Here is a 25,086-nt window from a genome sequence, read left to right as displayed (position 1 = left end):
CCTGATCTTGTGAAGGGCCGCGAGTATTGTCGCCGCTGCCGTCGCCGGCGGTGCCCGTTCGCCGAAGTCAGGGCCGCGACCGGGTGGGGAGTCCCTCGATGACCAGGTCGTAGGAGTCGGTGACCAGCTCCTCGACGAACTTCACGGTGACGCCGGGTCCCTCGCCGATCGAGATCCAGTGCCGTTTGTCGAGGTATCTGCCGGGTACGACGGAGGCGTGGTCGTGCACGAGTGACCATCCCCGGTCCGGTTCGCACTTGACCGTGACGATCCGCTCGTCCGGGTCGTCGGTGATGATCAGGAAGACCTTTCCGGCGACCTTGTACACCTCCAGCTTGTCGACGAAGGGTCGTCCGCTGCCGGTCGCGGGCAGGTCGTCGGCCTTGTCGCGTGCGGCACGCTGGAGCTGAGCGCCGGTGGCGGTCACGCGTTTCACTGTTCGGCCTCCCCGTCCTCGGTGACCTCTGTGGACCGTTCCGCGCGCAGCGCGTTCCAGTGGCGGAGTCTGCGGCCGATCTCGGCTTCGTGTCCGTTCGCGGTGGGCCGGTAGAAGGTTTCGCGATCCATGTCGTCGGGGAAGTAGTTCGCGCCCGAGAAGCCGTCTGTGGTGTCGGGGTCGTACTGGTAGTCCTTGCCGTAGCCGAGGTCCTTCATCAGCCGGGTCGGTGCGTTGCGGATGTGCATGGGCGGCATGAGGGAACCGGTCTGGCGGGCGCTTCGCGTCGCGGCGGCGAACCCGCGGTACACGGCGATCGACTTCGGGGCGGTCGCGAGGTAGGCGACGGCTTGGGCGATCGCGAGCTCGCCTTCGGGGGAGCCGAGCCGTTCGTAGACCTCCCAGGCGGCGAGCGCCTGGTGGACGGCGTGCGGGTCGGCGGTGCCGATGTCCTCGTTGGCGAAGCGGATGAGCCGTCGTGCGATGAACAGTGGGTCTTCGCCGCCGTCGAGCATGCGGGCCAGCCAGTACAGGGAGGCGTCGGGGTCGGACCCGCGCATCGCCTTGTGCAGTGCGGAGATGAGGTTGTAGTGGCCTTCTTGGGACTTGTCGTAGAGCGGGGCGCGTTTGTGGACCTCGGCGGCCAAGCCCGCGGTGTCCAGGGGTGCGGTGTCCTCGGGGAGGGCCTGGAGTTGTTCGGCCAGGTTGAGCAGGTAGCGGCCGTCGCCGCCGGCCATGGCGATCAGGGCGCCGCGCGCGTCGGCGTCGAGGGGCAGGTTTCGTCCGGTGTCGGCTTCGGCTCGGGTGAGCAGGGTTTCGAGGGCGTGGGTGTCGAGTTGCTTGAGGACGAAGACCTGGCAGCGGGACAGCAGGGCGCCGTTGAGTTCGAAGCTGGGGTTTTCGGTGGTGGCGCCGACGAGGATGATCGTGCCGTCTTCGACGTAGGGCAGGAAGCTGTCCTGCTGGGCGCGGTTGAAGCGGTGGACCTCGTCGACGAAGAGGAGTGTGCCCTGTCCGATGTCGCGGCGGCGCTGGGCGGCGGCGAAGATCTTGCGCAGGTCGGCGACACCGGAGAAGGTGGCCGACAGGGGCTCGAAGGCGAGGTCGGTGCGTTCGGCGAGGAGCCTGGCGATGGTGGTCTTGCCGGAGCCGGGCGGGCCCCACAGGATGGTGGAGACCAGTTGCCCGCGTGCCAGCATCCGGCCGATCGGGGCGTCGGCGGCGAGCAGGTGATCTTGGCCGACGACTTCGTCGATGCTGCTCGGCCGCAAGCGGTCGGCGAGGGGCCGGGGCGGCGGCTCGTCGCCGAACAGCGGCAGTGCCGGCTCGGTGCGTCCCATCCTTGCCCTCCCGGCCGACGGTATCGGCAGGTCCGTAGCGCTACGGGCGTTTCACGCGGCCTGTCGGCGGCCGCGCGCGTGACCCGACGGTATCTCACATCACCGTTGATGATCTGCGAACCTCGCCCGTCGGGAGTCTGTCCGAACGGATGAGTGTGACGTGCTCGCGAGGGCGGGTATCGACGTGGCGGCGGACCGCTTGGGGCTTGCTGGGGTACCGCCGCGTAGGACAGCGCCCGGAGGGGGCACCTCCGGGCGCTGTGACGTGGTTTCTCCGGCCGGGTTCTAGAAGAACGAGTTGCCGGCGGCCTTCGGGTCGGAGCTGGTGAAGTACTCGCGTGCGGCTCGCGCGGTCTCTTCTCGCGAGACGCGGCCGTCGCCGTCGGTGTCCATCCGTTCGAACGCCCTGGCGGCATCGGCCTCGGAGGCGCCCGAGGCGCGGTGGGCCTGCTGGAATTCCCGCAGGCTGATGTGGCCGTCGCCGTCGGTGTCGCAGAGTTCGTGGGTGGCGTCGATGAGTTCGTTGATCACCTGCTTGAACTCCGGCGTCGTGGCGATCTGGTGGGCGGCGTCGACCCATTCCTCGGCCCGGATCCGGTCGGTGGTGCCCACCTGCCGGGCGATGGCGTCCCAGTAGCGGCCGGTCGCCTCGGCGTGACGGCGTGCCTTGGGCGAGTCCTCCTCGCCGAGGTTTCGGCTGAGGTTCGTACTCGACGCTTCGAGTTCCGCGCGCGTGATGAATCCGTCGCCGTCGCTGTCGTAGTTGGTGAAGAGCTTTTGGTATTTGCGTTCCAGAACTGCTGTGGACACGCTGCTTCCCCCCGTTTGAGCTGGTGACGGAGCCCGCTCCGCCTCACCGAAGCTAACAGAGCCGCCGATGCGGCATCGGGGTTCGCGGCGATGGGCCGGTTTGCGCCGGAACCCGTCGATTCACGCCGAAAAGCCGCCGAGACCGCCGATAATCGGCCGAATGGATCTCCGCGAATGGCTGCCGCAGGCGGTCGAGGCACATTCGGCGTGGCGTGCGGGCTTCGGTGTCTACACGCCCCATCCGGTTGATGACGTCGACGACGAGGACTTCGCCGCGGCCTACGCGGAGTTCGTCAAACGCATGGACGACAACTACCCGTTCTTCCACCCCCGCTACGCCGGGCAGATGGTGAAGCCACCGCATCCGGCCGCCGTCATCGGCTATGTGACCGCGATGCTGGCCAATCCCAACAACCACGCCCGCGAGGGCGGGCCGGCGACCACGGATATGGAGATCGAGGTGGTCGCCGAGCTGGCGGGCATGTTCGGTTTCCCCAGGCACCTGGGCCATCTGACCGGTGGCGGGACCGTCGCCAACCTGGAGGCGCTCTATGTCGCCCGGGAGTCGCATCCTGGCCGGGACGTCGCGTTCAGCGCCGACGGGCACACCGCCCACGCTCGCATGTGCCACCTGCTCGGGATGCGCGGCCACGCGGTGCCGGTCGACGCCCACGGGCGCATGGACATGGACGCCCTGGAGGACCTGCTGCGCGGCGGCCGGGTCGGCACGGTCGTGCTGACCGCGGGCACCACCGGGCTCGGCGCGGTCGATCCGATCCATGAGGCCCTTGTCCTGAAAGAGAAGTACGGGGTGCGGTTGCACGTCGACGCCGCCTACGGCGGTTTCTTCACCCTCCTCGCGGGCGGGAGCGGCGCCGAAGCGCTGCCGTCCGAGCCGTGGCTGGCCATCGGCGCTTGCGACTCGGTGGTGGTGGATCCGCACAAGCACGGGCTCCAGCCCTACGGCTGTGGGGCGGTCATCTTCAGCGATCCCGGTGTCGCCCGGCACTATCGGCACGAGTCGCCGTTCACGTTCTTCACCGAGGCGGCCCTGCATCTGGGCGAGGTGAGTCTCGAATGCTCGCGTGCCGGGGCCGCGGCCGCCGCCTTGTGGCTGACCTTGAAGGTCTTGCCGTTGACCCGTGACGGTCTCGGCGCGGTCCTTGCCTGTGGCCGTCGGGCCGCGCTGCGCTGGGCCGAACTGATCACGGACTCACCGGCACTGGACCTGTATCAGCGGCCGGAGCTCGACATCGTCACGTTCTTCCCGCGTACCGAGCCGATGAGCCTGTCGGGCGTCGACGCAGGCTCGACGCGACTGTGCACGACGGCCGCCGAGGCCGCGGCCGATCCGGTGTTCCTGAGCATTCTGTGCACGACGGCCGAGGCGTTCCGTGCCCGCCACCCCGGCGCCGTCGGCGACGCCGAGCAGGCCCGGGTCCTGCGCAGCGTCCTGCTCAAGCCCGAGTCGGAGACCCATCTCGACGGTCTGCACCACCGCGTCGAAGAACTCGCGATGCGGCGCGATCGGTGAATCCGCTGTGGACGCCCGCCCAGATCGACGAGGGTGTGCCGGCGCGGGACGTCCTTCCCGCGCTTCGCGCGATCCTGCGCTGGAGCAAGGGGCATCTGACCGCGCCACATCCCGCGCTCGGCCGGAGCGGGCCGGTATGCCCGTACACGGCGCCGGCGCTTCGCCGTGACCTGCTGCGCTTCACCGTCGCCACGATGACGGCGACCGGCCAGGCCCTGCACCGGCTCATGTCACGGATGCGCCTGGCCTACGCCGAGCACGCCTCGGGGCTGAAGGACGCCGAGCGGGAACTACTCGCCTACCTGATCGTCCTTCCCCGTGTGGATCCCCTGGACGCGGCGGGCCTCAACCGCGTCCAGGAAGGACTCAAAGACGAGTTCGTCGCCGACGGTCTCATGGTCGGGCAGTTCCACCCCCGTTGCGACGAACCCGGGCTGTGGAACCACGCGTACCGGCCGTTGCGCTCGCCGGTGCCTCTGCTGGCGATCAGGCAGATGCGCGATGTGGATCTGCCGTTCTTGACCGAGTCGGGGCACTTGCGGTCCTACTTCGAACGGTTCACGGCGGGACTTCCCGTCCGCGTACGTGGCCAGCTCGTTCATCGGCTCACGGGGACCGAGGCGACGCCATGACATGGCCGGGACATGTCGCCTATCCGGCCTCTGCGACCGGCTCGGGCAGCCCGCGCAGGCGGCTCACCGGCGACACCAGTACCCCGATCACGGCGAGGGCCGAGGCGACGGCGACGACCGTCAGCCCACCGTGCGCGCCGAGGTGCCCGGCCAGCAGGCCCGCGGCCAGTCCACCGAGGGCGCCGCCGCCGAACAGCAGTGTCCGGAAGACCGCGGTCATGCGGCCCATCATCGATGGTGGTGTGCTGGTCTGGCGGAGGCTGACGATGATGACGCCGGCGACCCCGAGGCCGAGGTAGGTCAGGAAGAAGGAGGCGATGAACATCCCGATCATCACCGGGACCGGTCCGCCGGCCACGACGATCACCAGCGGCCCGAGCAGCAGCGCGCTCTGCGCGACGAAGTAGACGCGGCCTAGCCGGAAGCGCGCGATGACCTTGCGGGAGACGCCCGCGCCGATCAGCCCGCCCACCGAGGCCGCGGCGAAGACCATGCCGATGGTCGCCGAGGTCAGGCCCAGGTCGCGGGTGCCGTAGAGCAGGAACATCGTCCACACCGAGATCATCGAGAAGTTGCAGCAGAAGCCGATGAGCGCCAGCGCGCGCAGGATCGGGTTGCCCAGCACCCAGCGCAGGCCGTCGCGCAGTTCGGCGCCGAGGTGTCTGCGGACCGGTGCGGGCCGCTGTTCGCGGGTGCGGATCGCCAGCAGCGACAGCACCGACACCAGGTAGGAGAAGGCGTCCACGACCAGCGCGACCGGTGCGGTGAGCGCGCTGATCAGCAGTCCGGCGAGGCCGGGCCCGGCGACCTCGGCGGTCGAGGAGCTGACGCCCATCTTGGCGCCGGCCTCGACGTACTGGGCCGGATCCTTGACGACGGTGGGCACATAGGACATCCAGCTCAGGTCGTAGAGGACCGAGGCGACACCGACCGCGCACGCGATCACCAGCAGGGTGGTCAGGTCCAGCAGGTGCGTCCAGTACAGCAGCGGGATCGCGGCCAGCAGGACCAGCCGGACCAGGTTGGCGCCGAGCATCATCGACCGCCGCCGCACCCGGTCGACCCACACGCCGAAGACCAGGGCGAGGCCGAGGTAGGGGACCAGCTGCAGGAACCGCAGCAGCCCGACCTGTTCGTCGTCGGCGCCGAAGGCCGTGATGGCCGTCAGCGGCAGGGCGAGGTTGGTGACCTGGGTGCCCATGAGCGACAGCGTCTCGCCGAACCAGAACCTCAGGAAGTCGCCGTTGCGCCACAGGTTTCGCGGCGGTAGCGTTTCGCGATCAAGGACAGTAGCGCTACTATGATCTCTCATGTCGGAGAGTAGCACTTCTGCTGACCTGCTCGCCACGCTGCGCGCCCTGGTCGCCGCCGCCACGCCTGGCGACCGGCTGCCCAGCAGCCGCGAACTCGTCCTGCGCCACCACGTCAGCCCGGTGACCGTCGCGCGGGCCATCGCCCTGCTGGCCACCGAAGGGCTCGTCGTCACCCGCCCCGGCAGCGGCACCTACGTCGCCGGGCGCGGCCGGGCCGGCGTCCGCTCGGCCGACACCGGCTGGCAGACCGTCGCGCTGACCGACCGGACCGTCGACACCCGCGCGGTCACCGACGGCCTCGGCCCGCCCCCGTCCGACGCGATCGTCCTCGACGGCGGGTACCTGCACCGCTCCCTCCAGCCGACGTCGCCGCTCGGCGCGGCCCTCGCCCGCGCCGCCCGCCGCCCCGACGCCTGGGACCGCGCCCCCAGCGACGGCCTGGCCTCCCTGCGCGGCCTCTTCGCGCGCATGACCGGCGCCGACGTCGACGCCGACGACGTCCTCATCGTCTCCGGCGGCCAGAACGGGCTCTCGGTGGCCTTCCGGGCCATCGCCGGGCCCGGCGACCCCGTCCTCATGGAGTCACCGACCTACCCCGGCGCCATCGCCGCCGCCCGCGCCGCCGGACTGCGGCCGGTGCCCGTACCCGTCGACCACGACGGGCTGCGGCCCGAACTGCTCGCCGAGGCCTTCGCGATGACCGGCGCCCGGCTGCTCTACTGCCAGCCGGCGCACCACAACCCGACCGGTGTTGTCTTGTCCCCCGAGCGCCGCGAGCAGGTCGTCGCCGTGGCCCGCGCGGCCGGGGCCTTCGTCGTCGAAGACGACTTCGCCCGCCACCTCGGGCACGGCGGCACCCAGCCCCGGCCGCTGATCGCCGAAGACCACGACGGCACGGTCGTCCACCTCACCTCACTGAGCAAACCCGCCGCACCGAGCCTGCGCATCGCAGCACTGACCGCGCGCGGACCGGTGATGGAGCGCATGCGGGCGGTCGGCTACGTCGACGCCTTCTTCATCCCGCGCCCACTGCAGGAGGCCGCGCTGGAACTGCTCAGCTCACCCGGCTGGGAACGCCACCTGAGGAGCCTCGCGGCCGCCCTGCGCGACCGCTGCCGGGTCCTGTGCGAGGCCCTGGCCGTCCACTGTCCTGAATGGACGATCGAGCGCACCCCGGTGGGCGGGCTGCACCTGTGGGCGGGCCTGCCGTCGGGCGTCGAGGAGACCGCCTTCGCCGCGGCGGCCCGTCGCGAGGGCATCGCCGTCGGTACCGGCCGTCGCTTCTTCCCCGCCGAACCCTCCGGTGCCTTCCTGCGGCTCGGTTTCGCCGCGGCCGCTGAGACCGCCACGCTCGCCGAAGGTGTACGGCGGTTGGCGGCGCTGGGATAGCCGTGGCGTTCCACGTCGTCACATTTCGACGATGACCTTGCCTTTGGCGCGTCCCTGTTCCAGGTAGGCGAAGGCGTCGTCGATCCGGTCGAAAGGGAAGACGCGGTCGGTGACCGGTGCGAGTTCGCCTTTGCCGACCATGGCGGCCAGGGTTTCGAGGTCGGTGCCGCTGGGGTGCATGAACAAGAAGCGGTAGGTGACGCCGTGTCTTCTGGCCTCGCGCCGGATCTTCCAGCTCAGCACCCCGAACAGGGCGGCGAAGAGGGGACCTTTGCCCAGATCCTTGCGGGCGGTGGCCGGCTCGGGGGTCGTGGTGACCGAGACGGTGGTGGCTCCGGGTTTGAGGATGGCGAAGCTGTCGACGAGGTCTTGGCCGCCGGTCAGGTCGAAGGCGCCGTCGTAGTCGCCGAGGACGTCGGTGAACTTCTCCTTGCGGTAGTCGATGACGGTCGTCGCGCCCAGCGAGCGCACGAGCTGCTCGCCTCGTGGTGAGGCGGTGGTCGCGACCTGGGCGCCCATGGCCACGGCGATCTGGATGGCGAGTGTGCCGACCCCTCCCGCGCCGCCGGAGATGAACACCCGGTCTCCCTTGGCGAGGCGCAGTTCGTCGCGCAGGGCCTGGAGGGAGGTCAGCCCGGCGAGCGGCAGTCCGGCGGCATCGGTGAAGCCGAGCCCGTCGGGCATCCTCGCCGCCAGTGTCTCGGCCACGACGGCGTGGTCGGCGAAGGCGCCGAGTGTGGACTTGTCCACACGGGCGAATACGCGGTCGCCGACGGCGAAGCGGGTGACGCCGGTACCGACGGCCTCGACCTCACCGGCCAGTTCGCTGCCGGCGACGGTCGGCAGCGAGAGCTTCACGATCGCGCGCAACGTTCCCTGCCGCAGTTTGTAGTCGATGGGGTTGAGGCCCGCCGCCCGTACCCGGATGAGGACCTCGCCCGGTCCCGGCCGCGGTGTGGGGACCTCGCGCAACTCCATCGCGTCCGGTCGGCCGTATCGGGTCAGAACGTATCCCCGCATGAGGCGTCGCCTGCTTTCGCCGTTGTCGTGGCCGCCGTCGGGCGGGGCATGGTGGACACGCTAGTCGGCCGACGGGTCATCCCGCCGAAGAAGTGCGCTGCTCCCGTCGTGCCTCCGCCCCGTCCTGCTGACACGACGGGGGGGAATGGTCCACAGGCGTGGCCACCCGGCCCGGGGCTGGGGAGAACCGCACCGGCGATGTCGTTCCCGGGTGCGTCGCCGTCCTCGCGCGGCGACCGCGCCCGGCTTCCGGTTGTTCACGTCGCGGCACCGTTGATACGCTCGCGATTCCTCACCGGCCGTGCTGCGACCCGGCCTCGGGCCTCGAAGAGCTGTGGAGAAGACGCATGAGCGATGTGGGTTTCGGCACCGGCAAAGTGGTCGTGAACCGGGCGATGTCGCTGGACGGCTTCATCGCCGGCCGCGAGCACGCGATGGACTGGATCGGCGAGTACCTGACCGCCGCCGAGGTCCCCGACGTCATGGCGGCCACGGGCGCGATGCTCGTCGGCCGGGGCACCTACGAGGTCGCCAAGCGCATGGCCGCCCAGGGCACCCCCTACGACGGGGGAGCGCAGTTCATCCTCACGCACAAGCCCCCCGTCGAGCCGGACCCGACCGTCACCTTCCTCACCTGCGGCATCGAGGAAGCCGTCGCCACGGCACGCGAAGCCGCCGACGGCAAGAACCTGGAGATCCTCGGCGCCGACGTGGCCGCCCAGTGCCTGCGGCACGGGCTCGTCGATGAGATCCTGGTGTACGTCCTGCCGGTACTGCTGGGCGACGGCGTCCGCTTCGCACCGCCGAGCATGGGCAGGGTCGAGCTGGAACCTTTCAGCAACACCCAGTCGGGCGCGGTCACGACGCTTCGCTTCCGCGTGCGGAAGTAGACGGGCGCTTCAAGACCGTCTTACCCGGCGCGTCAGGCACTGCGGAAGACACCGGTCGGCTAAACCAGCATGCCCCCCGGTGGAACGGCACGTAGCCTGGGCCGGTTCTTCCCGCCGAGCATCAACGAGGAGCCGTGACGGCATGAGCCACGACGAAGCGGTGCGGCGCGCGAACGCCGCGCTCCAGGAGTACACGCTGTCTGCCGAGGGCTGGCGGACGTCTCCCAGCGGAGCCCTCCAGCGCGTCCTCGCCGACCTGCTGCACTGGTGCGACGACACACAACGCGACTTCGACAAGGCGCTGACGGCCGCGCGCGAGCGGCACGCGGCGGAGTCGTCGGGGGAGTAGCCGGTTCGTGGCGCGTCGGCGCGGGGGGTCGCTGTCGTGGCTGACGCTGCCGCTCAGCCGAGGAGCCGTACGCGTTGCCCCCTGGCGATCGGACCCGACCCGTTGATCGAGCCTTCTCGCCGGTCCGGTGCGGGCTCGGCGTCTCGGTGAGCCCGCTCGGCACAGCTTTCCCGCCGGGTACCGCGCAGACCGTTCGCCTGCGCGGTACCCGGCGGAATCATCGATCCGGCGTCGGTCACCGCACCCTCGGGTGACGTGGTGGCCGGGGCCGTGACCAGTGGGTTAGGCCGCCGGTGGGAGAGCCTCGGCTTCCCCGCCACCGAAGTAGGCGGCGAGGAGTTTGGCGGTGCCCGCCTGGAAGGCCGCTGCCTGGGAGAGGTTCGCGTCGTCGACGTAGTTGAGGGCGGCGGTGAGGGTCTTGCTGCCGTCGAGGGTCGTGTACATCAGAGCCGCGTGGCCCATGGCGCCGCCGTTGTGGGTGATCAGTTTCCCGCCGCCGTCGGGTGCGTCCTGCACGAACACGCCGAGGCCGTAGCCGATCGCGGGGTAGGCGTCGAACATCTCCGTCAGGATCTCGGCGGGGAGGAGCTTGCCGGTGACGAGGCCGGTGATGAACGCCTGGAGGTCGGCGGTCGTGGAGATCATGTCGCCGCCGGTGGAGATCCAGGACGGGTTGTGGACGGTGACGTCGATGGTGTCTTCGGTGCCGTCGTTGTCGTATCGGTAGTAGGCGTGGGCGTGCGGGGCGGGGATGTCCGATGACGCGCCGGGGACGATGGTGTGGGTGAGGCCGAGAGGTCCGAACACGGTCCGCTGGAGTTCTTCGGACAGTGCGGAGCCGGTGACCTTTTCGATGATCAGGCGGAGGACGACGTAGTTCGTGTTGGCGTAGGACCAGTCCGCGCCGGGTTCGAACCGGGGGTTCTTGGACAGGGCGAGGCGGACGAGTTCTTCGGGCTCGTAGGTCCGGAAGCGCTGCTCGACCCAGGCCTTGCCCTGCCAGGTGATGCCCGGGATGACCGCCGCACCGTTCAAGGTGATGTCGGATTCGACCGAACCGTCGGTGTAGACCTCGCCGGTGAAGTTGAAGATTCCGCTGGTGTGCTGGAGCAGCATCCGGACGGTGATCCGGGGATCGAATCCGAACTCGGGCAGGTAGTCCGCCACCGCGGTGTCGAGGGCGACGCGGCCTTCGGCGACCAGCGCGAGGAGCGCCACGGCGGTGAAGGTCTTGGTGTTGCTCCCGATCCGGTGGTAGCCGTCGACCACCGGAGGGGTATTGCCGTCGAGTTCGGCGAGCCCGGCCGAACCGGTCCACTCGCCGTGCTCGTCGCTGACGCGCAGCTGGAATCCGGTGATACCCGAGTCCACGATCTCCTGCATCACCCGCGTGAGCTCGGGACGGCTGTCAATGACTGTGCTGGACATGAGGTGTCTTCCTTCTTGGGTGCGTTGGAACTCAATGGGCCGGCCGGTCGGTGCGAGCTCGTAGACACGAGTCGGCTGGGACGGCCGGAAGCCGAGGTACTCGCGGATCGCGAGCAGGCCCGGATCGTTCTCGGCGGTCGAGGTGATCTCGCCGATGTGCGGGTGGAGCCTGTGCAGCCGCTGGATCAGGGCGGCGTTGACCCATAGGCCGAGCCGTCGGCCGTGGTGGCGGGGGAGTAGCACCGGTCCGTACTGCCGGGCGTGGGGCTGGTTGAGCGGGCCGACGACGGCGAGGGCGTAGGCGGCCAGGTCGCCGCCGGCGTCGGCGGCGGTGAGCAGGGCGGTTCCGGGGCGGCCGGGGCCGCTGAGTAGTTCCTCGACCCGGGGCCGGTCGGGGAACTCGCCGGTCCAGTGGGTGAGGCGGTAGCCGTCAGGTTCGGCGGCGACCAGTTCACCCAGCCATGCCTGGTGGACGTCGTGGTAGCTGATCCGGTCCTGGCGCCTGGATCCGGTGTGCTGGAATCCGTGCCGACGGCAGAACGCCTCGCCCGGTGAGCCCGCCGCCACGTCGGCGAGGAGCCGTTGTCCGGCGATCCGTTCGTTGACGGCGGCCAGCAGTCGCGAGCCTATGCCGCGCCGCCGCCATCGCGGCTCCACGTACAGGCTGAGTTCGCCGGCACGGAGGTCTTGCCCGAACGGGGCGGCGGGGCGTAGGCCGGCCACCCCGGCCACCGAACCGGCGGGCGTGACGGCCCGCCATTGTGAGACCCCGGGGTGGTCCGACATCGCCAGGATGTCGATCGAGGTTTCGCTCATGGACCTACGATCGCCCTGGTCAGGGGTGGCGAACAACGCGAAAGACCGTATCGCCGGTTAAGGCGGAGGTTATCGTTCGAGGCCGTGCGGGTTCGGCCGAGGTGGGCGGTGGCGCGGGTCACGGTCGTGGTGTGGGTCGTTCGCGGCCGTCGTAGGCTTGCCGGTCGCGAGGCCTAAACGGGTTCGGTGGTGAGAGGAGGCGGCCTGATGGAACTGCGTGACATCGAGATCTTCTTGACGCTGGCCGATGAGCTCCATTTCGGGCGTACCGCCGAGCGGCTCCTGGTGTCCCAGGCGAGGGTCAGTCAGTCGATCAAGCTTCAGGAGCGCCGGATCGGGGGTGCGCTGTTCGAGCGGACCAGCCGCAGCGTGCGGCTCACGCCGCTGGGCGAGCGGCTGCGTGCCCGTCTCCGTGTCGGCTACGGCGAGATCATGGCGGGCATCGATGAGGCGGTCGCGGTCGCGCGTGGGCAGGTCGGCACGCTCAACGTCGGTACCTTCGACGTTCATCATCGGGAGATCGCCGCCGTCATCGACCTCTTCCAGCAGCGGTATCCACTCTGCGAGCTGCGCATGCGGGAGGTCCTCCCGGCCGACCCCTTCGGTGGGCTGCGCGCGGGCCGGGTCGATGTGGCGATCCTCTGGCTGCCTGTGCGCGAGCCCGACCTCACCGTCGGGCCGAGGCTGTACACCGAGCGGTTGGTGCTGGCCGTCGGCTCCGGTCACCCCCTCGCCACCCGTGAGCAGGTGGAGATGGAGGAACTGGGGGACCATCCGGTCGCGGGTCTGGAGGGACCGATTCCGGACTACGTCTGGGAGGCGCACACGCCTTTCACGACACCGGCCGGGCGGCTCATCCGGCGCGGTACCACGATCGCGACGCTGGAGGAGGCGCTGACCGCGGTGGGTTTCGGGACGGTCGTGTCGCCGCTGGGGTCCTACGTGGCCGCTTCACGGGTGCGCCCGGACGTCACCTTCGTGCCCATCGCCGACGGACCTGTCCTGCAGTACGCGCCGGTGTGGCGGAGTGCGGGGGAGACCGCGCTGGTCCGCGCCTTCGTCCAGGCTGCCGAGGATGCGCAGGCGACGGGGTAGGCGCGTGACGCACAGGCACGGCAACGACCGTTTCTCCTGGGAGGGACAACTCACCGGTCGTGCCCCGATCATCGGACGCGGTCGATCGCGCTACGGCGCGCAGTGGTGGTTTCGTGCCGATGGCGGCGGATGGGCTTTCCAGACCCTGGGGAAGGGGCGTTTCCTCCTGGGCGCCCGCGGTCGGGAAGGTCTCCTCGTCCCCGAGGCGGCCAGGGCTGATCACGACGCCGCCTGGACCGTCGTGGAGTCCTGCCTGGAGGCCGGCGCGAACGATGAACTCTCACCGATCGGAGAGGAGGCCCGGGGGCCGCTCTGGTGGCGCGGCAACAACGAGGTCACCGACGCCGACCCGCTTCTTCCAGGTCAGATCCGCGGCGACCGGCAAGCGCAGCCTCGCGGCAATTGGTTCCCGTTGCACCGCTACGCGGACGACCCTCGCACGTGCCGGCAATGCGGCACCTCGTTCGTGTTCACCGCCGTCGAACAGCAGCACTGGTACGAGGTCTGGAAGATCCTGGAGCTCGCCCACCCGAGCCGCTGTGCCCGCTGTCGCCGCGAACGCAGAGCTGCCGACGCACTCGGCGCCACACTCGGCAGTGCCTTCGCCGCAGTGGACAAAGACCCCGCCGACGCTTGGGCCCATCTGAACCTCGCTCAAGCGACCCTCGCCCTGCGAGCCGATCGAGCGGAAGGTGACGCCGCCCGCGCCATCCACGCCGCTCGCCGCGCGCTCGAACTCGAAGCGACCTTGGCCGCGGCGGTCGACGAGGTGATCACAAGACTGCGAGCGACACTCTGATCTGACGATCGGATCGAGGGCGCAGGCGTCCGCCGGGCGGCGTTCCACCCCTGTCGGCCCCTCGGGCGGAGATCACCACTCTGACGTGCCGCCACGTGGTCCACAGTGGACTGCACCGGCCTCGGCGGCCTACCCTACGGCGACAGCATCCGTCCTTCGGGCATACGGGGGAGTCCGTCATGGAGCCGACCGAGCCGGTGAGACCAGGCCTGTACAGGCGCGTTCGGTCGTGGGAGGGCTGGTCGCGGCCCGGTGTCCACCTGGTCGCGTTCCTGGCTCTCGTCGCGGTGATCGCGGGGGGTGTGCTGGTTCCAGCGGCCGCCCGGGAGGCGAAGCTGAAGAGCTCCGAGGAGGTCGTGCGGGCCTTCTTCGACGCGGTCATGGCCGGGGACGCCGCCGCCGCGCGAGCGATGGTCCCGGCAGACGTGGAGTCGGGCTACGCCACCGACTTCCTGGTTCCCGAGGCCATCCGTCACGACTGGCGGGTGACGGCGATGCGGACCACCGAGAGCCGGACCACGGCGATCGCCGTCGTTACCGTCACCGGGCCTTCCGGGGCGGTGAACGCGACGGTCACGCTGACCCGTGGCGGCGAGTCCGACTCCTGGGAGCTGACCAGCCCCTACGGTGCGGTCTCCTTCGCGATGTCGTCGCTGTCCTACGGCGAGGTCAACGGCGTGTTCAAGGAACTGGACGACCAGAGCACCCGCTTCCTGGTCTTTCCCGGCTTCTACCGCTTCTACACCGACCGCCCCGGCGTCCTCGACGTCGCCGGCCGGCCGGCGACGGTCGCGGTCATGCCCGAGCAGGCCGAGCCGACGTGGGCGGCGCCGGACGGGACGATCACCTTCGGGCCGCAGACCCTCGCCACCGCCGACATTGCCACCCGGGCCGCCATCGACGCCTGCACGGCCGACACCTCCGGGATCGATCCCGCATCCTGCTACTTCGCGGCCTCCGAACTGGGCCTGAAGGATCCCAGGGACATCACCTGGACGGTGGAGGCCTATCCGGAGGTCGAGATCAACATCCTGTGGCCGCCGGTGGAGTTCGGTGACGACTGGGCGATCCAGACGACGAAGCCGGGCCGGATCTCCCTGCGCGGCACCCATAGCGGCGACGACGGTCCCGAGCGGTTCAGCCTCGACTGTGAGCTGACCGGCCAGCTGTACTTCGTGCAGGTGGGCCTGTCGGGCGTGCGGGACATGATCACGGCGGAGCGTTCCTGGGACGGCGTCGAGCCGATCCACTGCGCGAACGCGTAGCCGACGCACACCGAAACCGGGTGGAACCGCAAGGTGCGAGTCCGCTTCAGTCGGCGCGGTCGCGGTATCTGCCGGGTGGTGATCCGAACCGGCGCTTGAAGGCGTGGGTGAAGGTGTACTGCGAGCTGTAGCCGACTCGGCGGGCGATGGCGGCGTCGTGCAGGGCCGCGGCCCAGCCGTGGTGCCGTGGTGGAGACGGCCGCCGCCTAGCCGCGGGCGGGTTCGGGGCGCTTCGCGAACGGCGGAACCACGCCAAATACGGGTCCTATTCAGGGTTTCATCCGTTAGGGGTGAATTCCCGGTTAAAGGCCCTTGGTCTGGACATAGCCCGGTTTCGTCCCTACATTGCGAAGCACCCCCGGATGGCCGACCCCGGCAGCGCGCGGACGGCTACCCGGCCCCCGCTTCCAGGCGGCCCCCGCCGCTCGGAGGCCTCTCCAGGAATGAGAATCGACATGACCATGAAACAGCGAGGTTTAGGCGTCCTCCTGGTCGCCATGCTGGTGCTGGTGTTCCCCTTCGCCGCCCACGCCGCCGAGAGCGGCGACGCCTCCGCCCCGGTCGCCGCTGACGGGCACCTGCTCGCCGGTGACCAGGGCGGACACGGCGCCACGGCGGCGCCGTCGAAGGGTTCGCAGGTCACCGTCCAGCTGGCCTGGTACTACTACATCAGCTCGTCGTGCAGCGGCTACGAGAACTCCATCGTCGCCGGCGCCAACTACTGGGGCGGCGGTGTGCGCACGGCCTCCAGCGGCACCCCGGTTTCCTGTACACCGGGCTACGTCTCCGGGTGCGGCGGCTCCAACGTCGTCGGCTGCAACTGGAACCAAGGCGGCCGCATCGCCCTGTCGACGATGGTGCGCGACTTCGCCCTGCTCTCCGCGCACGAGTTCGGCCACAACTGGTACGGCCACAGCGCTTCGGGCTGCGCCAACTGGAACAGCGCCTACGACGTCATGAAGACCATGATGTGCTGACCGGCGTGAACGGAGGCCGCCGCCTGGTCGCGGCGTGAACGGCCGACGTTCACGATCGCGCCACCCGCGTGGTTCCCGGCATTCGGGGCCGTCCCGCCTTCCCGGCGAGACGGCCCCGATTTCACACCAGCCACCCCGCCCAGCCGCGAACAGTCGCGCGGCCACCCCCTTTCAATCCCGCCACGGCCACGGCGAGCGCAGGAACCGCGCCGGGTGCGCCATCGCCGGCCACAGCCCGGGTTCGCTCGACATGGCGATGACGCTACCGACGCGGGCGGTCCGGGGAACGGGTGCTGGGGCTACTTCGGGGGTATGGCGGGCACTACCGGGCGGGCGTGTCGCGGGTGTAGGTCAGCAGGACGACGCCCTTGGGGGCGACGGTGCTGTCGGTCAAGGTGAAGGTGGCCATGCGGCCGTGGTCGTCGAACATGCGCTTGCCGGCTCCGAGGATGACCGGGAAGAGCAGCAGGCGGTACTCGTCGACGAGGTCGTGTTCGGCCAGTCCGCGGATCAGGGCTCCGGCGCCGAACACGACGAGGTCGCCGTCGGTGCGGTCCTTGAGGTCGGCGATGGCGTGCGCGAAGTCGCCGCCGACGAGGTGGGAGTTGCGCCAGGCGAGGTCGACCGGTGCGGACGCGACGACGTACTTCGGCATGTCGTTCATGGCCGCGATCGCCGGTTCGGATTCGTCCACGGTGGACCAGGCGTCGCGGAGGATCTCGTAGGAGCGGCGGCCCAACAGCATCCCGGCGGCGCCGACGGTCGCGTTCTGCATGAAGGCGTTGACGGTGTCGTCGCTGTAGGGCGGGACCCAGCCGCCATGCTCGAAGCCGCCTTCGCGGTCTTCGCCGGGGGACAGCGGCGACTGGATGACCCCGTCGATGCTGATGAAGTTCACGACGACTATCCGGCCCACGTTGTCTCCGATCGTTGTGAGGGCGGTCAGTGTCGCATGGACATGTGACGGCGGTGGCCCTCTCCCCTTACGGGAAAGGGCCACCGCCGTCATCGGCCTAGAGGAAGGAGCTGCAGCCGTAGCTGTCGCCGCCCCATCCGGGCATGGTGTTGGTGACCTCGCCGGTCCCGCCGTCGCGGACGTTGCCCCACGGGATGCCGTAGAGGATCGGGCCACTGGAGTAGCCGGCGTAGAGGTGGTCGTCGGAGACGCCGACGCACGGCGGGCGCGAGATGAACGCCCGGTCGGGGAGCCCGTAGGCGCCGCCGACGATCCAGCGATCGCCGGTGCCGGCGGTCTGGCCGATCACGAAGGCCTGGATCGCCCCGAAGGAGCCGTCGGGGTTGTCCTCGCCCCAGACGGTCAGGGCGAGCATCGCGGTGTCCGGTGTCGCATAGGGCTGTCCGGGCGCGGCTTTGGCCAGGCGCACCTCGGTGCCGAACCAGTCGTTCTTCTCCGCTGAACCGGTCACGCCGGACAGGTCCTGGTTGTAGTGCGCCAGCTGGCTGACCTTGCCTTCCGGCGAGATGTACAGCGTGTGCGCCATACCGGCCTGGCTCGCCGAGCCCAGGTCTTCACCGGGGACGCCCACCGCGACGAGCGTTCCGGGCACCGCGGCACCGTCGGGGAGGTAGGGGATCGCCGACAGGGCGGCCCCGAACTGGTCGCCGCTCTCGGCGCTCCCGGCGAGTTTGGTGCTGTCCTGGTCGAGTCCGGCGATGGGCTTGGGCAGCCCGGAGCCGGTGGCGTGCGCGAAGATGCTGATGCTGCCCGCGTCGGCGTCCTTGCCGATCTTCTCGGTGGGCGCGCCGACGATGATGTGGTCGTCGGTGGCGGCGACGTACTCGCCGAAGCGGTCGGAGCCTTCGGCCGAGCCGGCGACGCCGGGGCTGTCCTGGTTGAAGGTGGTCCACTTCCCGGAGCGCTGGTAGTAGACGGTTCCCTCGCCCCAGGAGCTTTTGAACTCCTCGCCGGGGGAGCCGACCAGCAGATACGGCGAGCCGTCGGCGCGGTTGCCCGCTTCGACGGAGTAGCCGAAGTAGTCGGAGCTCTCGACGCCGCCGGGCAGGCCGGGCGAGTCTTGCGAGTAGGCCTTGGTGGCGGCGAGGTTCAGTCCGCCGGGTGCGCCGGGGATGATCCAGATCTGCCCGGCGTCGACCTTCCCGCCGAGGTCTTCGCCGGGGGCGCTGACGACGAGGTCGGAGCAGCCGTCGCCGTTGAAGTCGGCGGAGGCCATGTCGGTGCCGAAGAGGTCGTCGGGTTCGGAGCCGCCGGGCACGCCGTCGGTGTTCTGGGTGATGCCGTTCCAGTTCCAGGGAGTGGCGCTGTAGCGGATGACGACCTGACCGGAGTCGTCGTAGTTGAACGTGTCGGCGATCGCGAGGTCGCGCTTGCCGTCGCCGTCGAAGTCGTTGTCGACGCCTCCGACGCATCCGGCCGCGAAGGCGGGAGCGCCGGTGAGGGCGAGCGCGGGGGCGACCGCGCATGCCGACAGGGCGGTGGCGAGCAGGATGCGGCCACCGCGGGGGGATGTCACCAAAGGGCACCTCAAGTGAGAACGGAAACCGCGGGTCCTGGGCAGGACGCGCGGTGGGAACGATCATTGAACCTGTGGCGGGTGGCGCCTGTCCATCGGGAAAACGGCCCCGGGGCGGGCTTGGGGATCCGTGCGGTGGAGAAGCGCTGCCGGTACCTGACATGTTCTGTCAGGTATGGCTCATAGCCTCGCGTCATGTCCCTGACCGCCGCCGTCGCGGCTCCCGCCGTGGCCCGTGCTTCGCGAGCCGAGCGGCTCATCCTTCCCGCCACGTTCATCACCTTCCTGGGCAACAACATCCAGCTGTCGGCCTCGGCGCTGCTCGTGGTGCGCACCGAGCACACCGCGATGGCGGTGACGTGGCTGTTCGTCGCCGCGGCGATTCCGCAGGTGCTGCTGTCGGTGCCCGCCGGGAGGCTGGCCGACCGTTTCGACCGGCGCCGGCTGCTGATCGCCTGTGATCTGCTCAGTGCCGCCTTCGCCGCGGCGCTGCCGTTGTGGCTGTTGGCCGGGGGCGAGCCGGGGCGGGCGGCGTATCTGGTGAACCTGGCGCTGGCGGCGACGGGCGCGCTGTTCATCCCGGCGGGCAACGCCTTCGTGAAGGAGCGGGTGGGCGCTACGCGGCTCGGTCGGTTCAGTGCGCGCTACGAGATGGTGTCGTCGGCGGGTTCGCTGCTGTCGGTGGCGGCCGGGGGAGTGCTGGTGGGGTGGCTGGGGCCGCTGCCGGTGTTCGCGTTCAACGCGGTGACCTTCCTGGCCTCGGCGGTGTGCTGGTTCGCCGCGGGTGAAGGGAAGGCGCGGCCGGCAGGCGAGTCGGCGACGGCCGAGCCTGCGCGGGCGGTGGGCCGGGGTGTGTTGCGGGCGGGCGCACTGTATGTGATCGGCAGCGCCACCATCGTGGTGAGCAACACGCTGATCGTGATGCTCGTGATCGAGCAGTTCCGGCGCGGAGCGGCCGTCCTGGGTTTCGTGGACGCCTTGGCCGGTACCGGGATGCTGCTGGCGGGTGTCCTTTCGGGACGGTGCGTGGCTCGGCTGGGGGATGCGCGCCTGACCCGGTGGGCGCTGGTGGTCTTGGCGGTGGTGTGCGCGCTGCAACCGTCGATCGGGCCGGCCGGGATGCTGCTGTTCTTGCCCGGCGGCCTCACCTACGGTCTGGCGAGGATCTCGATGCGGACGATGCTCATGGAGGCGGCGCCGGCCGACCGGGCCGGGCGGATCTTCGGTGTCGTCAACGCGCTGGGTCTGCTGGCGAGCATCGTGGTGGGCTTGCTGGTGGCGCTGTTGTGCGACGGGCTGGCGATCCGCTACGGCTTCTGGGTGATCTCGGCGGTGCTCCTGGCGGGCGCGGTGATCGCCGTTCCCCGCCGACGCTGAAGATTTCTCGGCCCGACGGTGAACCCGGTGGAGCGTTGCGGCGTCTGCCAGGGCAACCGAGGTCGAGGGAGAGCGCAATGGTGGATCTGCGTCGAGGGCTGGTGCGGATGGCGGCGGGTGGCCAGCTGCTGATGACGCTTCTGGTCGTGTACTGGACGGCCGTGACCAACGCCCACTTCGCCGACTCCCTGCGCCTGGGCGGTGAGACGCTCGACCGTGAACTCGGCGTCGCAGGCGTCGGCATCGCCGCCTTCGTCGCCTTCTTCCTGCTCATTCCACTGGCCAATGCCGCACTCGCGACGGTGAACCTCGGGCCGTGCCCGCGCTGGTCGGTGATGTCGGCGTGGGTCTTGAACCTCGCCAACCTCGCGACCGTGCTCACCTGGGGACTGGTGATGGACAACGGCTGGCCCATCGCCGGTGTCGACTGGTACGAGGTCAACCGTCAGGCCATGTGGTTTTTCGACGAGGACCTCAACCTCCAGGCCAACGCGCTGACGATCTTCACGTTCGGCATCGCCTTCGTCGTGACCGCGCTGCTGACCTACCCGGCTGTGCGTCCCCAGGCACGTCGTCGTCTCGCGCCTTCGTAGCCCGCCTCGCGACAGCGCGCGCCTCCTCGCTGAACTGCACCGCCCGGCGTCGACTTCAGCGACCGTGTGGGATCTGCCCAGGTTCACGCCCTCTCGCCTCTACGATGGCCCTGAGTTGATTCATGCGTCGATTCGGGGCCGTCCGTAGGGGGCTTCGTCGGAGGAGAGCAATCGTGGGGATCCGGTACAGCAGCGTCGTCGACGCGCCGCTCCGGCAGGTCTTCGACTGGCACGCCAGGCCGGGCGCGGCGGTGCGGCTGACGCCGCCCTGGCAGCCGCTGACCATCGTGCGGGAGGCGGCGTCGCTGCGCGACGGCCACGCCGAGTTCGCGTTGCCGGCCGGGTTGCGCTGGGTCGCCGAGCACCGGCCGCAGGACTACCGGGAGTCGGCGGCCTTCGTCGACGAGCTCGACTCCTTCCCGCTGCGGTCGGTCCTGCACTGGCGGCACCGGCACGAGTTCGCGCTGGTGGATGAGGACCGGACCCGGGTCACCGACACCGTCGACACGCCCGTGCCCGAGCGGATCCTGCGGCCGATGTTCACCTACCGGCACCGCCAGCTCGCCGAGGACCTCGCCGCGCAGGAGTGGGCGGCCGAGCTGTGCGGTGAGCCGATGACCGTCGCGGTGACCGGCTCCGGCGGGCTCGTCGGCACCGCCCTGACGGCCCTGCTCACCACCGGCGGCCATCGTGTCGTCCGCCTGGTCCGCGGTCCCGCCGACCGCGCCGGTGAGCGCAGCTGGGATCCCAAGGCGCCCGCGCCGGGCCTGCTCGACGGGATCGACGCCGTTGTTCACCTGGCCGGGGCCTCGATCGCCGGGCGCTTCAGTCCCGGCCACAAGCGGGCCGTGTGGGGATCGCGCGTCGGACCGACGCGTCTGCTCGCCAAGGCCGCGGCCGACGCCGGGGTGCGGGTCTTCGTCTCGGCGAGCGCGATCGGGTTCTATGGTGCCGACCGGGGTGATGAGCTCCTCGACGAGGACAGTGCGCGGGGGACGGGTTTCCTCTCCGATGTGGTCACCGACTGGGAGGCGGCTGCCGGGTCCGCTGCCGAGGACGGGGTGCGGGTGGTGTGTGTGCGCACCGGTGTGGTGCAGAGTCCGCGTGGTGGGGCTTTGCGGGTGCAGCGGCCTTTGTTCAGTGCGGGCCTGGGTGGCCGGATCGGGGACGGGCGGCAGTGGTTGTCGTGGATCGGGATCGACGACACCGCCGATGTGTACTTGCGTGCGCTGGTCGATGAGCGTTTGAGCGGGCCGGTCAACGCCGTGGCCCCCACGCCGGTCCGTAACCGCGAGTACACCCGGATTCTGGCCGGGGTGCTGAGCCGTCCGGCGCTGTTCCCGGTTCCTGAGGTGGGACCGAGGTTGCTGCTGGGGCAGGAGGGTGCCCGTGAGGTCGCCTTGGCGTCGCAGCGGGTGGAGCCGGCGAAGCTCGCCGCCGTCGGGCACTCGTTCCGGCATCCGGACCTGGAGACCGCGCTGCGGCACGTTCTGGGGCGCTGATCGCTCAGCCGAGGAGCCATCGCGTTTGTCGCCGCAGGGCTCCCGCCGCTACGGCGAGCACCACGGCGGCGGCCAGTACCAGGACGGCGACTTTGAGCGCTCCGTCGGCGACGGTGCCGGCCCAGGCCAGTGCCCAGACCGTCGCGGCGGCGAAGCCCAGGACGCCTTGGCCGAAGCGGAGACCCGCGGCGATCAGGGCCGCCGTGACGGCCCACGCCGTCCACAGTGCGACGTCGCCCGGCGCGGAGTCGAGGGAGGCGGCCGTGGTCAGGGCGCCGATGACGGTGGCGACGGCGACCCAGCCGGTGTACAGCGAGATGACGCCGTAGAGCAGGGTCCGGTCGATCCGGGATTCGGCCGGTCCGGTGGTGAGCAGCGCACGCCAGGCCATCACCAGGGTCGCCAGCAGCAGCACGATGACCACTTCGGACAGTGGCACCAGTTCGTTGCCGAACACCACGATCCACAAGGCGTTGAGGGCACCGGCCGCGGCGAGCCAGTAGCCCGAGCGCCGGTGGATCGCGCGGGTGCGCTGGCGTGGCAGGAGCTGCCACACGGCGAGGGCGAGTGCGCCGAGGTAGATGAGGTTCCAGATCATGAACGCGCCGCCGGGAGGCAGCAGCGGGTGCGGGTGGGAGTTGGCGACGTCGCCGACGGAGGTGCCCAGTGCCCCGGTGCCGCCGAGGGCGCCGAAGGTGAACTGCAGTACCGCCGCCGCCATGACGGCGGCGCTTCTGACGAGGTCGCCGTTGCGGGCGGTGTTGTCCATCGATGCCTCCTGTGGGCTTGTCCCTGCGGCTACCCGGTTGTTTTGACGGTCAAACCTTTCGGTCGTCGAAGTGATGGTGCGGGTCGCGTGCCGCGACCTGGGACAGGAACTCGGCGACACCCTCGATGAGCGCGCCGAAGCGCAGGGAACGGAACACGTCGAAGCCGTGCTGGGCGCCGGGGAGTGCGACGTGGACGGCCCCGTGGCGCGACGCGCGGGTGTGGGCCGAGGCGAAGCGCCGGGCCTCGGTGGCGGGCACGACGGTGTCGCGGTCGCCGTGCGCGAGGAAGAAGGGCGGCGCGTCGGCGAGATCGGCTTCCAGGGGTGAGGTCGGTGCGGTCCAGTCGTCGGCGATGTCGCCGAAGTAGCGGCCGTAGAAGCCGTAGAGGCAGACGACCCCGGCGACCGGGGGCTTTCGCTGCAGGGCGGTGAGTGCGGCCAGGTGTGCCCCGGCGGAGCTTCCGGCGAGGAACACCGGTTTTTCGGGGTGGTGGGCGTGCACCCAGGCGAGGATCCGGGCGGTGTCGGCGAGGTGGGCGGCCAGGCCGGCCGCCGGGCGTAGCCGGTAGTCGGCCGAGACGCACGTCCAGCCGCGGCGGGCGAGCAGGTGGAGCAGCGGCAGCGCCTCCCTGCTGCGGCGCCCGCCGGAGTAGCTGCCGCCGTGCAGGTAGACCAGGACGGGCCCGTGGGCGCGACCGTGCGCGGGCAGGTAGGTGTCGAGGAGATGGGCCGGGTCGGGGCCGTATGGGAGCCCACGGCGGCGGGCGACGGTCCTGCCGCGGCGTGGAATGGGGGCCAGGATCGCCTGTCGCCACGGCGCGCGAATCCGGACCCGGCTGGGCATGCCCGCATAGGTCAAGGCGCGCGTGACAGCGGCCGGGGTGTGTGCGGCCTGGGCGATCATCACGGTGAGAAGGGCGGTGACCAGTCCCGACGCGGCCAGCGCGGTGGTGGCCAGGGCACCGCCGGCGGGTGCGGTGAACAGCACGGCCAGGGTCGTGGCCGTCGACCAGGCCAGCGCCAGGAAGGGCAGTTCGGCGATGGGGAAGGCGAGCCAGAACGCCCCGACCGCCAGCGGCCACGGCCGCCTGGGCGCGATGAGCAGGGCCGCGCAGGCGGCGAGTAGGTAGAACTCCGAGATCAGGTACACCGTCGACAAGCCGCACCTCCAGGACCAGCGGTGAACGAAGGGTGGTTCGGTGCGGAGGCCGGTGCGGATGGGCCGCGCGGGGGAGGGTGGATCAAGGACCAATCCGCACGAGAGGGCACGGCGAATCCCTTGCGAGAACTTCGGGTGCGAGGGAGGCGGCGAGTGTCGGCAGAGACCTTTGACGCGACCGTGCCTTCCCGGCGAGGGCACCCGACAGGGCGGGGCCGGCCATGAGGACCGATCACACGCTCATCGGCCCCTACGTCCTCGGTGCCCTCGGTGAGGACGAACGGGCCGGTTTCGAACGCCACCTCGTGACCTGCGCGGCCTGCGCGGTGGAGGTCGCCGAACTCGCCGAGACCGCGACGCGGCTGGCCGACGAGGCCGTCGCGGAGCCGCCGCGAGGGTTCCGGGAGGCGGTGTTGCGCTCGGTGTCCATCACGCGCCGGGAGCCCCCGGTCGTTGACGGCGTGCGGGTGCCGGGGGGCTCGTGGCGTCGCCGGGCGTTGTTCGCCCTGGCCGCCGCGGTGGTCGCCGTGGCGCTCGCGGCGGTCACTTTCGTCGTGCAGGAGCGTCGTGTCGACGAGCTTCGCGAGCAGGCCACCGCGCAGTCGGCGACGGCCGGGGAGGTGGCGGCGATCCTCGGCGCACCCGACGCGGTGAGCGCCGACGCCCGGGCGGCCGGTGGCGGCGGATTCGTCGTCGTCTACTCCGCGGGGCAGGACGCCTCCGTCGTTTTCGGTGTCGGTCTGCCCGCGCTCACCGCGGGCCGGGTGTATCAGGCCTGGGTCGGGGAGGGCGGTTCGGTGCGCGACGCGGGCGTCATGACCGCGACGGCCCCGATGGTCGTCCACGGCATGGGCCGGGCCGATCTCGTCGCGCTGTCGGTCGAACCCGAAGGCGGCTCTGACCAGCCGACTCTCATGATCGGCGCGATTTCCTTGAAATGACACCAATCCGGGGAGCGTCCGGCGGCGAATCCCCTCCGCAAGCGAAACAGTCCACGGTCGCGGAGGAGCCGACAGACCGAGCCGAGTCCGTCCCGACAAGTCGGAGGCACCAGGCTCGCACGACTCTCCACCGATCGCGACGAGAAACCGAACCGAGAGG

At 70.5% G+C, this 25,086-nt stretch carries 24 protein-coding genes; 13 read left to right on the top strand and 11 right to left on the bottom strand.

Annotated elements, in window-relative coordinates; translation table 11 throughout:
• Positions 1-67: 67 nt before the first annotated feature.
• From HNR73_RS31860 to HNR73_RS31850, 3 genes are all read right to left on the bottom strand, one after another.
• The gene (locus HNR73_RS31860) at positions 68-427 is read right to left on the bottom strand and encodes an MmcQ/YjbR family DNA-binding protein (protein WP_184791401.1); all 360 of its coding nucleotides are present in this window, start codon (positions 425-427) and stop codon (positions 68-70) included.
• A 5-nt stretch (positions 428-432) separates the two neighbouring features.
• Complete coding sequence (locus HNR73_RS31855; RefSeq protein ID WP_184791400.1) at positions 433-1,776, bottom strand: replication-associated recombination protein A; 1,344 nt, start codon at positions 1,774-1,776, stop codon at positions 433-435.
• A gap of 285 nt (positions 1,777-2,061) precedes the next feature.
• A complete protein-coding gene (locus HNR73_RS31850) occupies positions 2,062-2,586 on the bottom strand; it encodes an EF-hand domain-containing protein (protein WP_184791399.1) in 525 nt (174 codons plus the stop codon).
• 160 nt (positions 2,587-2,746) lie between these two features.
• On the opposite strand from HNR73_RS31850, the gene HNR73_RS31845 reads away from it, so the two are divergent.
• Both HNR73_RS31845 and HNR73_RS31840 read left to right on the top strand, forming a co-directional pair.
• On the top strand, positions 2,747-4,120 hold the full coding sequence (locus HNR73_RS31845; RefSeq protein ID WP_184791398.1) for a pyridoxal phosphate-dependent decarboxylase family protein: 1,374 nt from the start codon (positions 2,747-2,749) through the stop codon (positions 4,118-4,120).
• Positions 4,117-4,752 carry a DUF6875 domain-containing protein gene (locus HNR73_RS31840; RefSeq protein ID WP_184791397.1) on the top strand — a complete coding sequence of 212 codons (636 nt, stop codon included), beginning with the start codon at positions 4,117-4,119 and terminating at the stop codon, positions 4,750-4,752. The genes HNR73_RS31845 and HNR73_RS31840 overlap by 4 nt, the downstream gene beginning before the upstream one ends.
• Positions 4,753-4,771: 19 nt before the next feature.
• On the opposite strand, the gene HNR73_RS31835 is transcribed toward HNR73_RS31840, so the two are convergent.
• Positions 4,772-6,064, bottom strand: a complete 1,293-nt coding sequence (locus HNR73_RS31835) for an MFS transporter (protein ID WP_184791396.1) — start codon at positions 6,062-6,064, stop codon at positions 4,772-4,774.
• Here HNR73_RS31835 and HNR73_RS31830 point away from each other — a divergent pair.
• Complete coding sequence (locus tag HNR73_RS31830; protein WP_184791395.1) at positions 6,063-7,454, top strand: aminotransferase-like domain-containing protein; 1,392 nt, start codon at positions 6,063-6,065, stop codon at positions 7,452-7,454. The genes HNR73_RS31835 and HNR73_RS31830 overlap by 2 nt on opposite strands.
• Positions 7,455-7,472: 18 nt before the next feature.
• Here HNR73_RS31830 and HNR73_RS31825 read toward each other — a convergent pair whose 3' ends face one another.
• On the bottom strand, positions 7,473-8,474 hold the full coding sequence (locus tag HNR73_RS31825) for an NADP-dependent oxidoreductase (RefSeq protein WP_184791394.1): 1,002 nt from the start codon (positions 8,472-8,474) through the stop codon (positions 7,473-7,475).
• Between the two features lie 347 nt (positions 8,475-8,821).
• Here HNR73_RS31825 and HNR73_RS31820 point away from each other — a divergent pair, with 347 nt between their 5' ends.
• Together HNR73_RS31820 and HNR73_RS31815 are read left to right on the top strand one after the other, a co-directional pair.
• Positions 8,822-9,364 carry a dihydrofolate reductase family protein gene (locus tag HNR73_RS31820; RefSeq protein ID WP_184791393.1) on the top strand — a complete coding sequence of 181 codons (543 nt, stop codon included), beginning with the start codon at positions 8,822-8,824 and terminating at the stop codon, positions 9,362-9,364.
• Between the two features lie 142 nt (positions 9,365-9,506).
• Positions 9,507-9,713 carry a hypothetical protein gene (locus tag HNR73_RS31815; protein WP_184791392.1) on the top strand — a complete coding sequence of 69 codons (207 nt, stop codon included), beginning with the start codon at positions 9,507-9,509 and terminating at the stop codon, positions 9,711-9,713.
• A gap of 282 nt (positions 9,714-9,995) precedes the next feature.
• Here the strand turns inward: HNR73_RS31815 and HNR73_RS31810 are convergent, their stop codons facing one another.
• The gene (locus tag HNR73_RS31810) at positions 9,996-11,957 is read right to left on the bottom strand and encodes a GNAT family N-acetyltransferase (RefSeq protein WP_184791391.1); all 1,962 of its coding nucleotides are present in this window, start codon (positions 11,955-11,957) and stop codon (positions 9,996-9,998) included.
• 207 nt (positions 11,958-12,164) lie between these two features.
• Here HNR73_RS31810 and HNR73_RS31805 point away from each other — a divergent pair, with 207 nt between their 5' ends.
• From HNR73_RS31805 to HNR73_RS31795, 3 genes are all read left to right on the top strand, one after another.
• Positions 12,165-13,052, top strand: a complete 888-nt coding sequence (locus HNR73_RS31805; protein ID WP_184791390.1) for a LysR family transcriptional regulator — start codon at positions 12,165-12,167, stop codon at positions 13,050-13,052.
• Between the two features lie 241 nt (positions 13,053-13,293).
• Positions 13,294-13,851 carry a zinc-ribbon domain containing protein gene (locus HNR73_RS31800; RefSeq protein WP_184791389.1) on the top strand — a complete coding sequence of 186 codons (558 nt, stop codon included), beginning with the start codon at positions 13,294-13,296 and terminating at the stop codon, positions 13,849-13,851.
• 179 nt (positions 13,852-14,030) lie between these two features.
• Positions 14,031-15,116, top strand: a complete 1,086-nt coding sequence (locus HNR73_RS31795) for a hypothetical protein (RefSeq protein WP_184791388.1) — start codon at positions 14,031-14,033, stop codon at positions 15,114-15,116.
• Positions 15,117-15,162: 46 nt separating this feature from the next.
• Here the strand turns inward: HNR73_RS31795 and HNR73_RS41270 are convergent, their stop codons facing one another.
• A complete protein-coding gene (locus HNR73_RS41270; protein ID WP_373316631.1) occupies positions 15,163-15,372 on the bottom strand; it encodes a helix-turn-helix domain-containing protein in 210 nt (69 codons plus the stop codon).
• Between the two features lie 199 nt (positions 15,373-15,571).
• On the opposite strand from HNR73_RS41270, the gene HNR73_RS31790 reads away from it, so the two are divergent.
• Positions 15,572-16,093: a hypothetical protein gene (locus HNR73_RS31790; RefSeq protein ID WP_184791387.1), complete on the top strand. Its 522-nt coding sequence runs from the start codon at positions 15,572-15,574 to the stop codon at positions 16,091-16,093.
• Positions 16,094-16,415: 322 nt separating this feature from the next.
• On the opposite strand, the gene HNR73_RS31785 is transcribed toward HNR73_RS31790, so the two are convergent.
• Positions 16,416-16,991 carry a dihydrofolate reductase family protein gene (locus HNR73_RS31785; protein ID WP_203686684.1) on the bottom strand — a complete coding sequence of 192 codons (576 nt, stop codon included), beginning with the start codon at positions 16,989-16,991 and terminating at the stop codon, positions 16,416-16,418.
• Between the two features lie 115 nt (positions 16,992-17,106).
• Positions 17,107-18,585, bottom strand: a complete 1,479-nt coding sequence (locus tag HNR73_RS31780; RefSeq protein ID WP_184791385.1) for an FG-GAP and VCBS repeat-containing protein — start codon at positions 18,583-18,585, stop codon at positions 17,107-17,109.
• A gap of 195 nt (positions 18,586-18,780) precedes the next feature.
• Here HNR73_RS31780 and HNR73_RS31775 point away from each other — a divergent pair, with 195 nt between their 5' ends.
• The 3 genes from HNR73_RS31775 (at position 18,781) to HNR73_RS31765 (ending at position 22,057) form a co-directional block, all read left to right on the top strand.
• Positions 18,781-19,962 carry an MFS transporter gene (locus HNR73_RS31775; protein WP_184791384.1) on the top strand — a complete coding sequence of 394 codons (1,182 nt, stop codon included), beginning with the start codon at positions 18,781-18,783 and terminating at the stop codon, positions 19,960-19,962.
• A gap of 77 nt (positions 19,963-20,039) precedes the next feature.
• Positions 20,040-20,555 (top strand): hypothetical protein, encoded by a 516-nt coding sequence (locus HNR73_RS31770; RefSeq protein ID WP_184791383.1) that lies wholly within the window; start codon positions 20,040-20,042, stop codon positions 20,553-20,555.
• A 173-nt stretch (positions 20,556-20,728) separates the two neighbouring features.
• Complete coding sequence (locus HNR73_RS31765) at positions 20,729-22,057, top strand: TIGR01777 family oxidoreductase (RefSeq protein ID WP_184791382.1); 1,329 nt, start codon at positions 20,729-20,731, stop codon at positions 22,055-22,057.
• 4 nt (positions 22,058-22,061) lie between these two features.
• Here HNR73_RS31765 and HNR73_RS31760 read toward each other — a convergent pair whose 3' ends face one another.
• Both HNR73_RS31760 and HNR73_RS31755 read right to left on the bottom strand, forming a co-directional pair.
• Positions 22,062-22,826, bottom strand: a complete 765-nt coding sequence (locus HNR73_RS31760) for a TspO-related membrane protein (protein ID WP_184791381.1) — start codon at positions 22,824-22,826, stop codon at positions 22,062-22,064.
• A 49-nt stretch (positions 22,827-22,875) separates the two neighbouring features.
• Positions 22,876-23,976, bottom strand: coding sequence for an alpha/beta hydrolase (locus tag HNR73_RS31755; protein WP_239122278.1), 1,101 nt, complete (start codon positions 23,974-23,976; stop codon positions 22,876-22,878).
• 230 nt (positions 23,977-24,206) lie between these two features.
• Between HNR73_RS31755 and HNR73_RS31750 the strand changes: the two genes are divergently transcribed.
• Positions 24,207-24,926 (top strand): anti-sigma factor, encoded by a 720-nt coding sequence (locus HNR73_RS31750; RefSeq protein WP_184791476.1) that lies wholly within the window; start codon positions 24,207-24,209, stop codon positions 24,924-24,926.
• Positions 24,927-25,086 lie beyond the last annotated feature (160 nt).

The organism is Phytomonospora endophytica (assembly GCF_014202425.1).
GTDB lineage: Bacteria > Actinomycetota > Actinomycetes > Mycobacteriales > Micromonosporaceae > Phytomonospora > Phytomonospora endophytica.
Note: the sequence above shows the minus strand (reverse complement) of the source record. Positions and strands in the feature narration are given on the sequence as shown.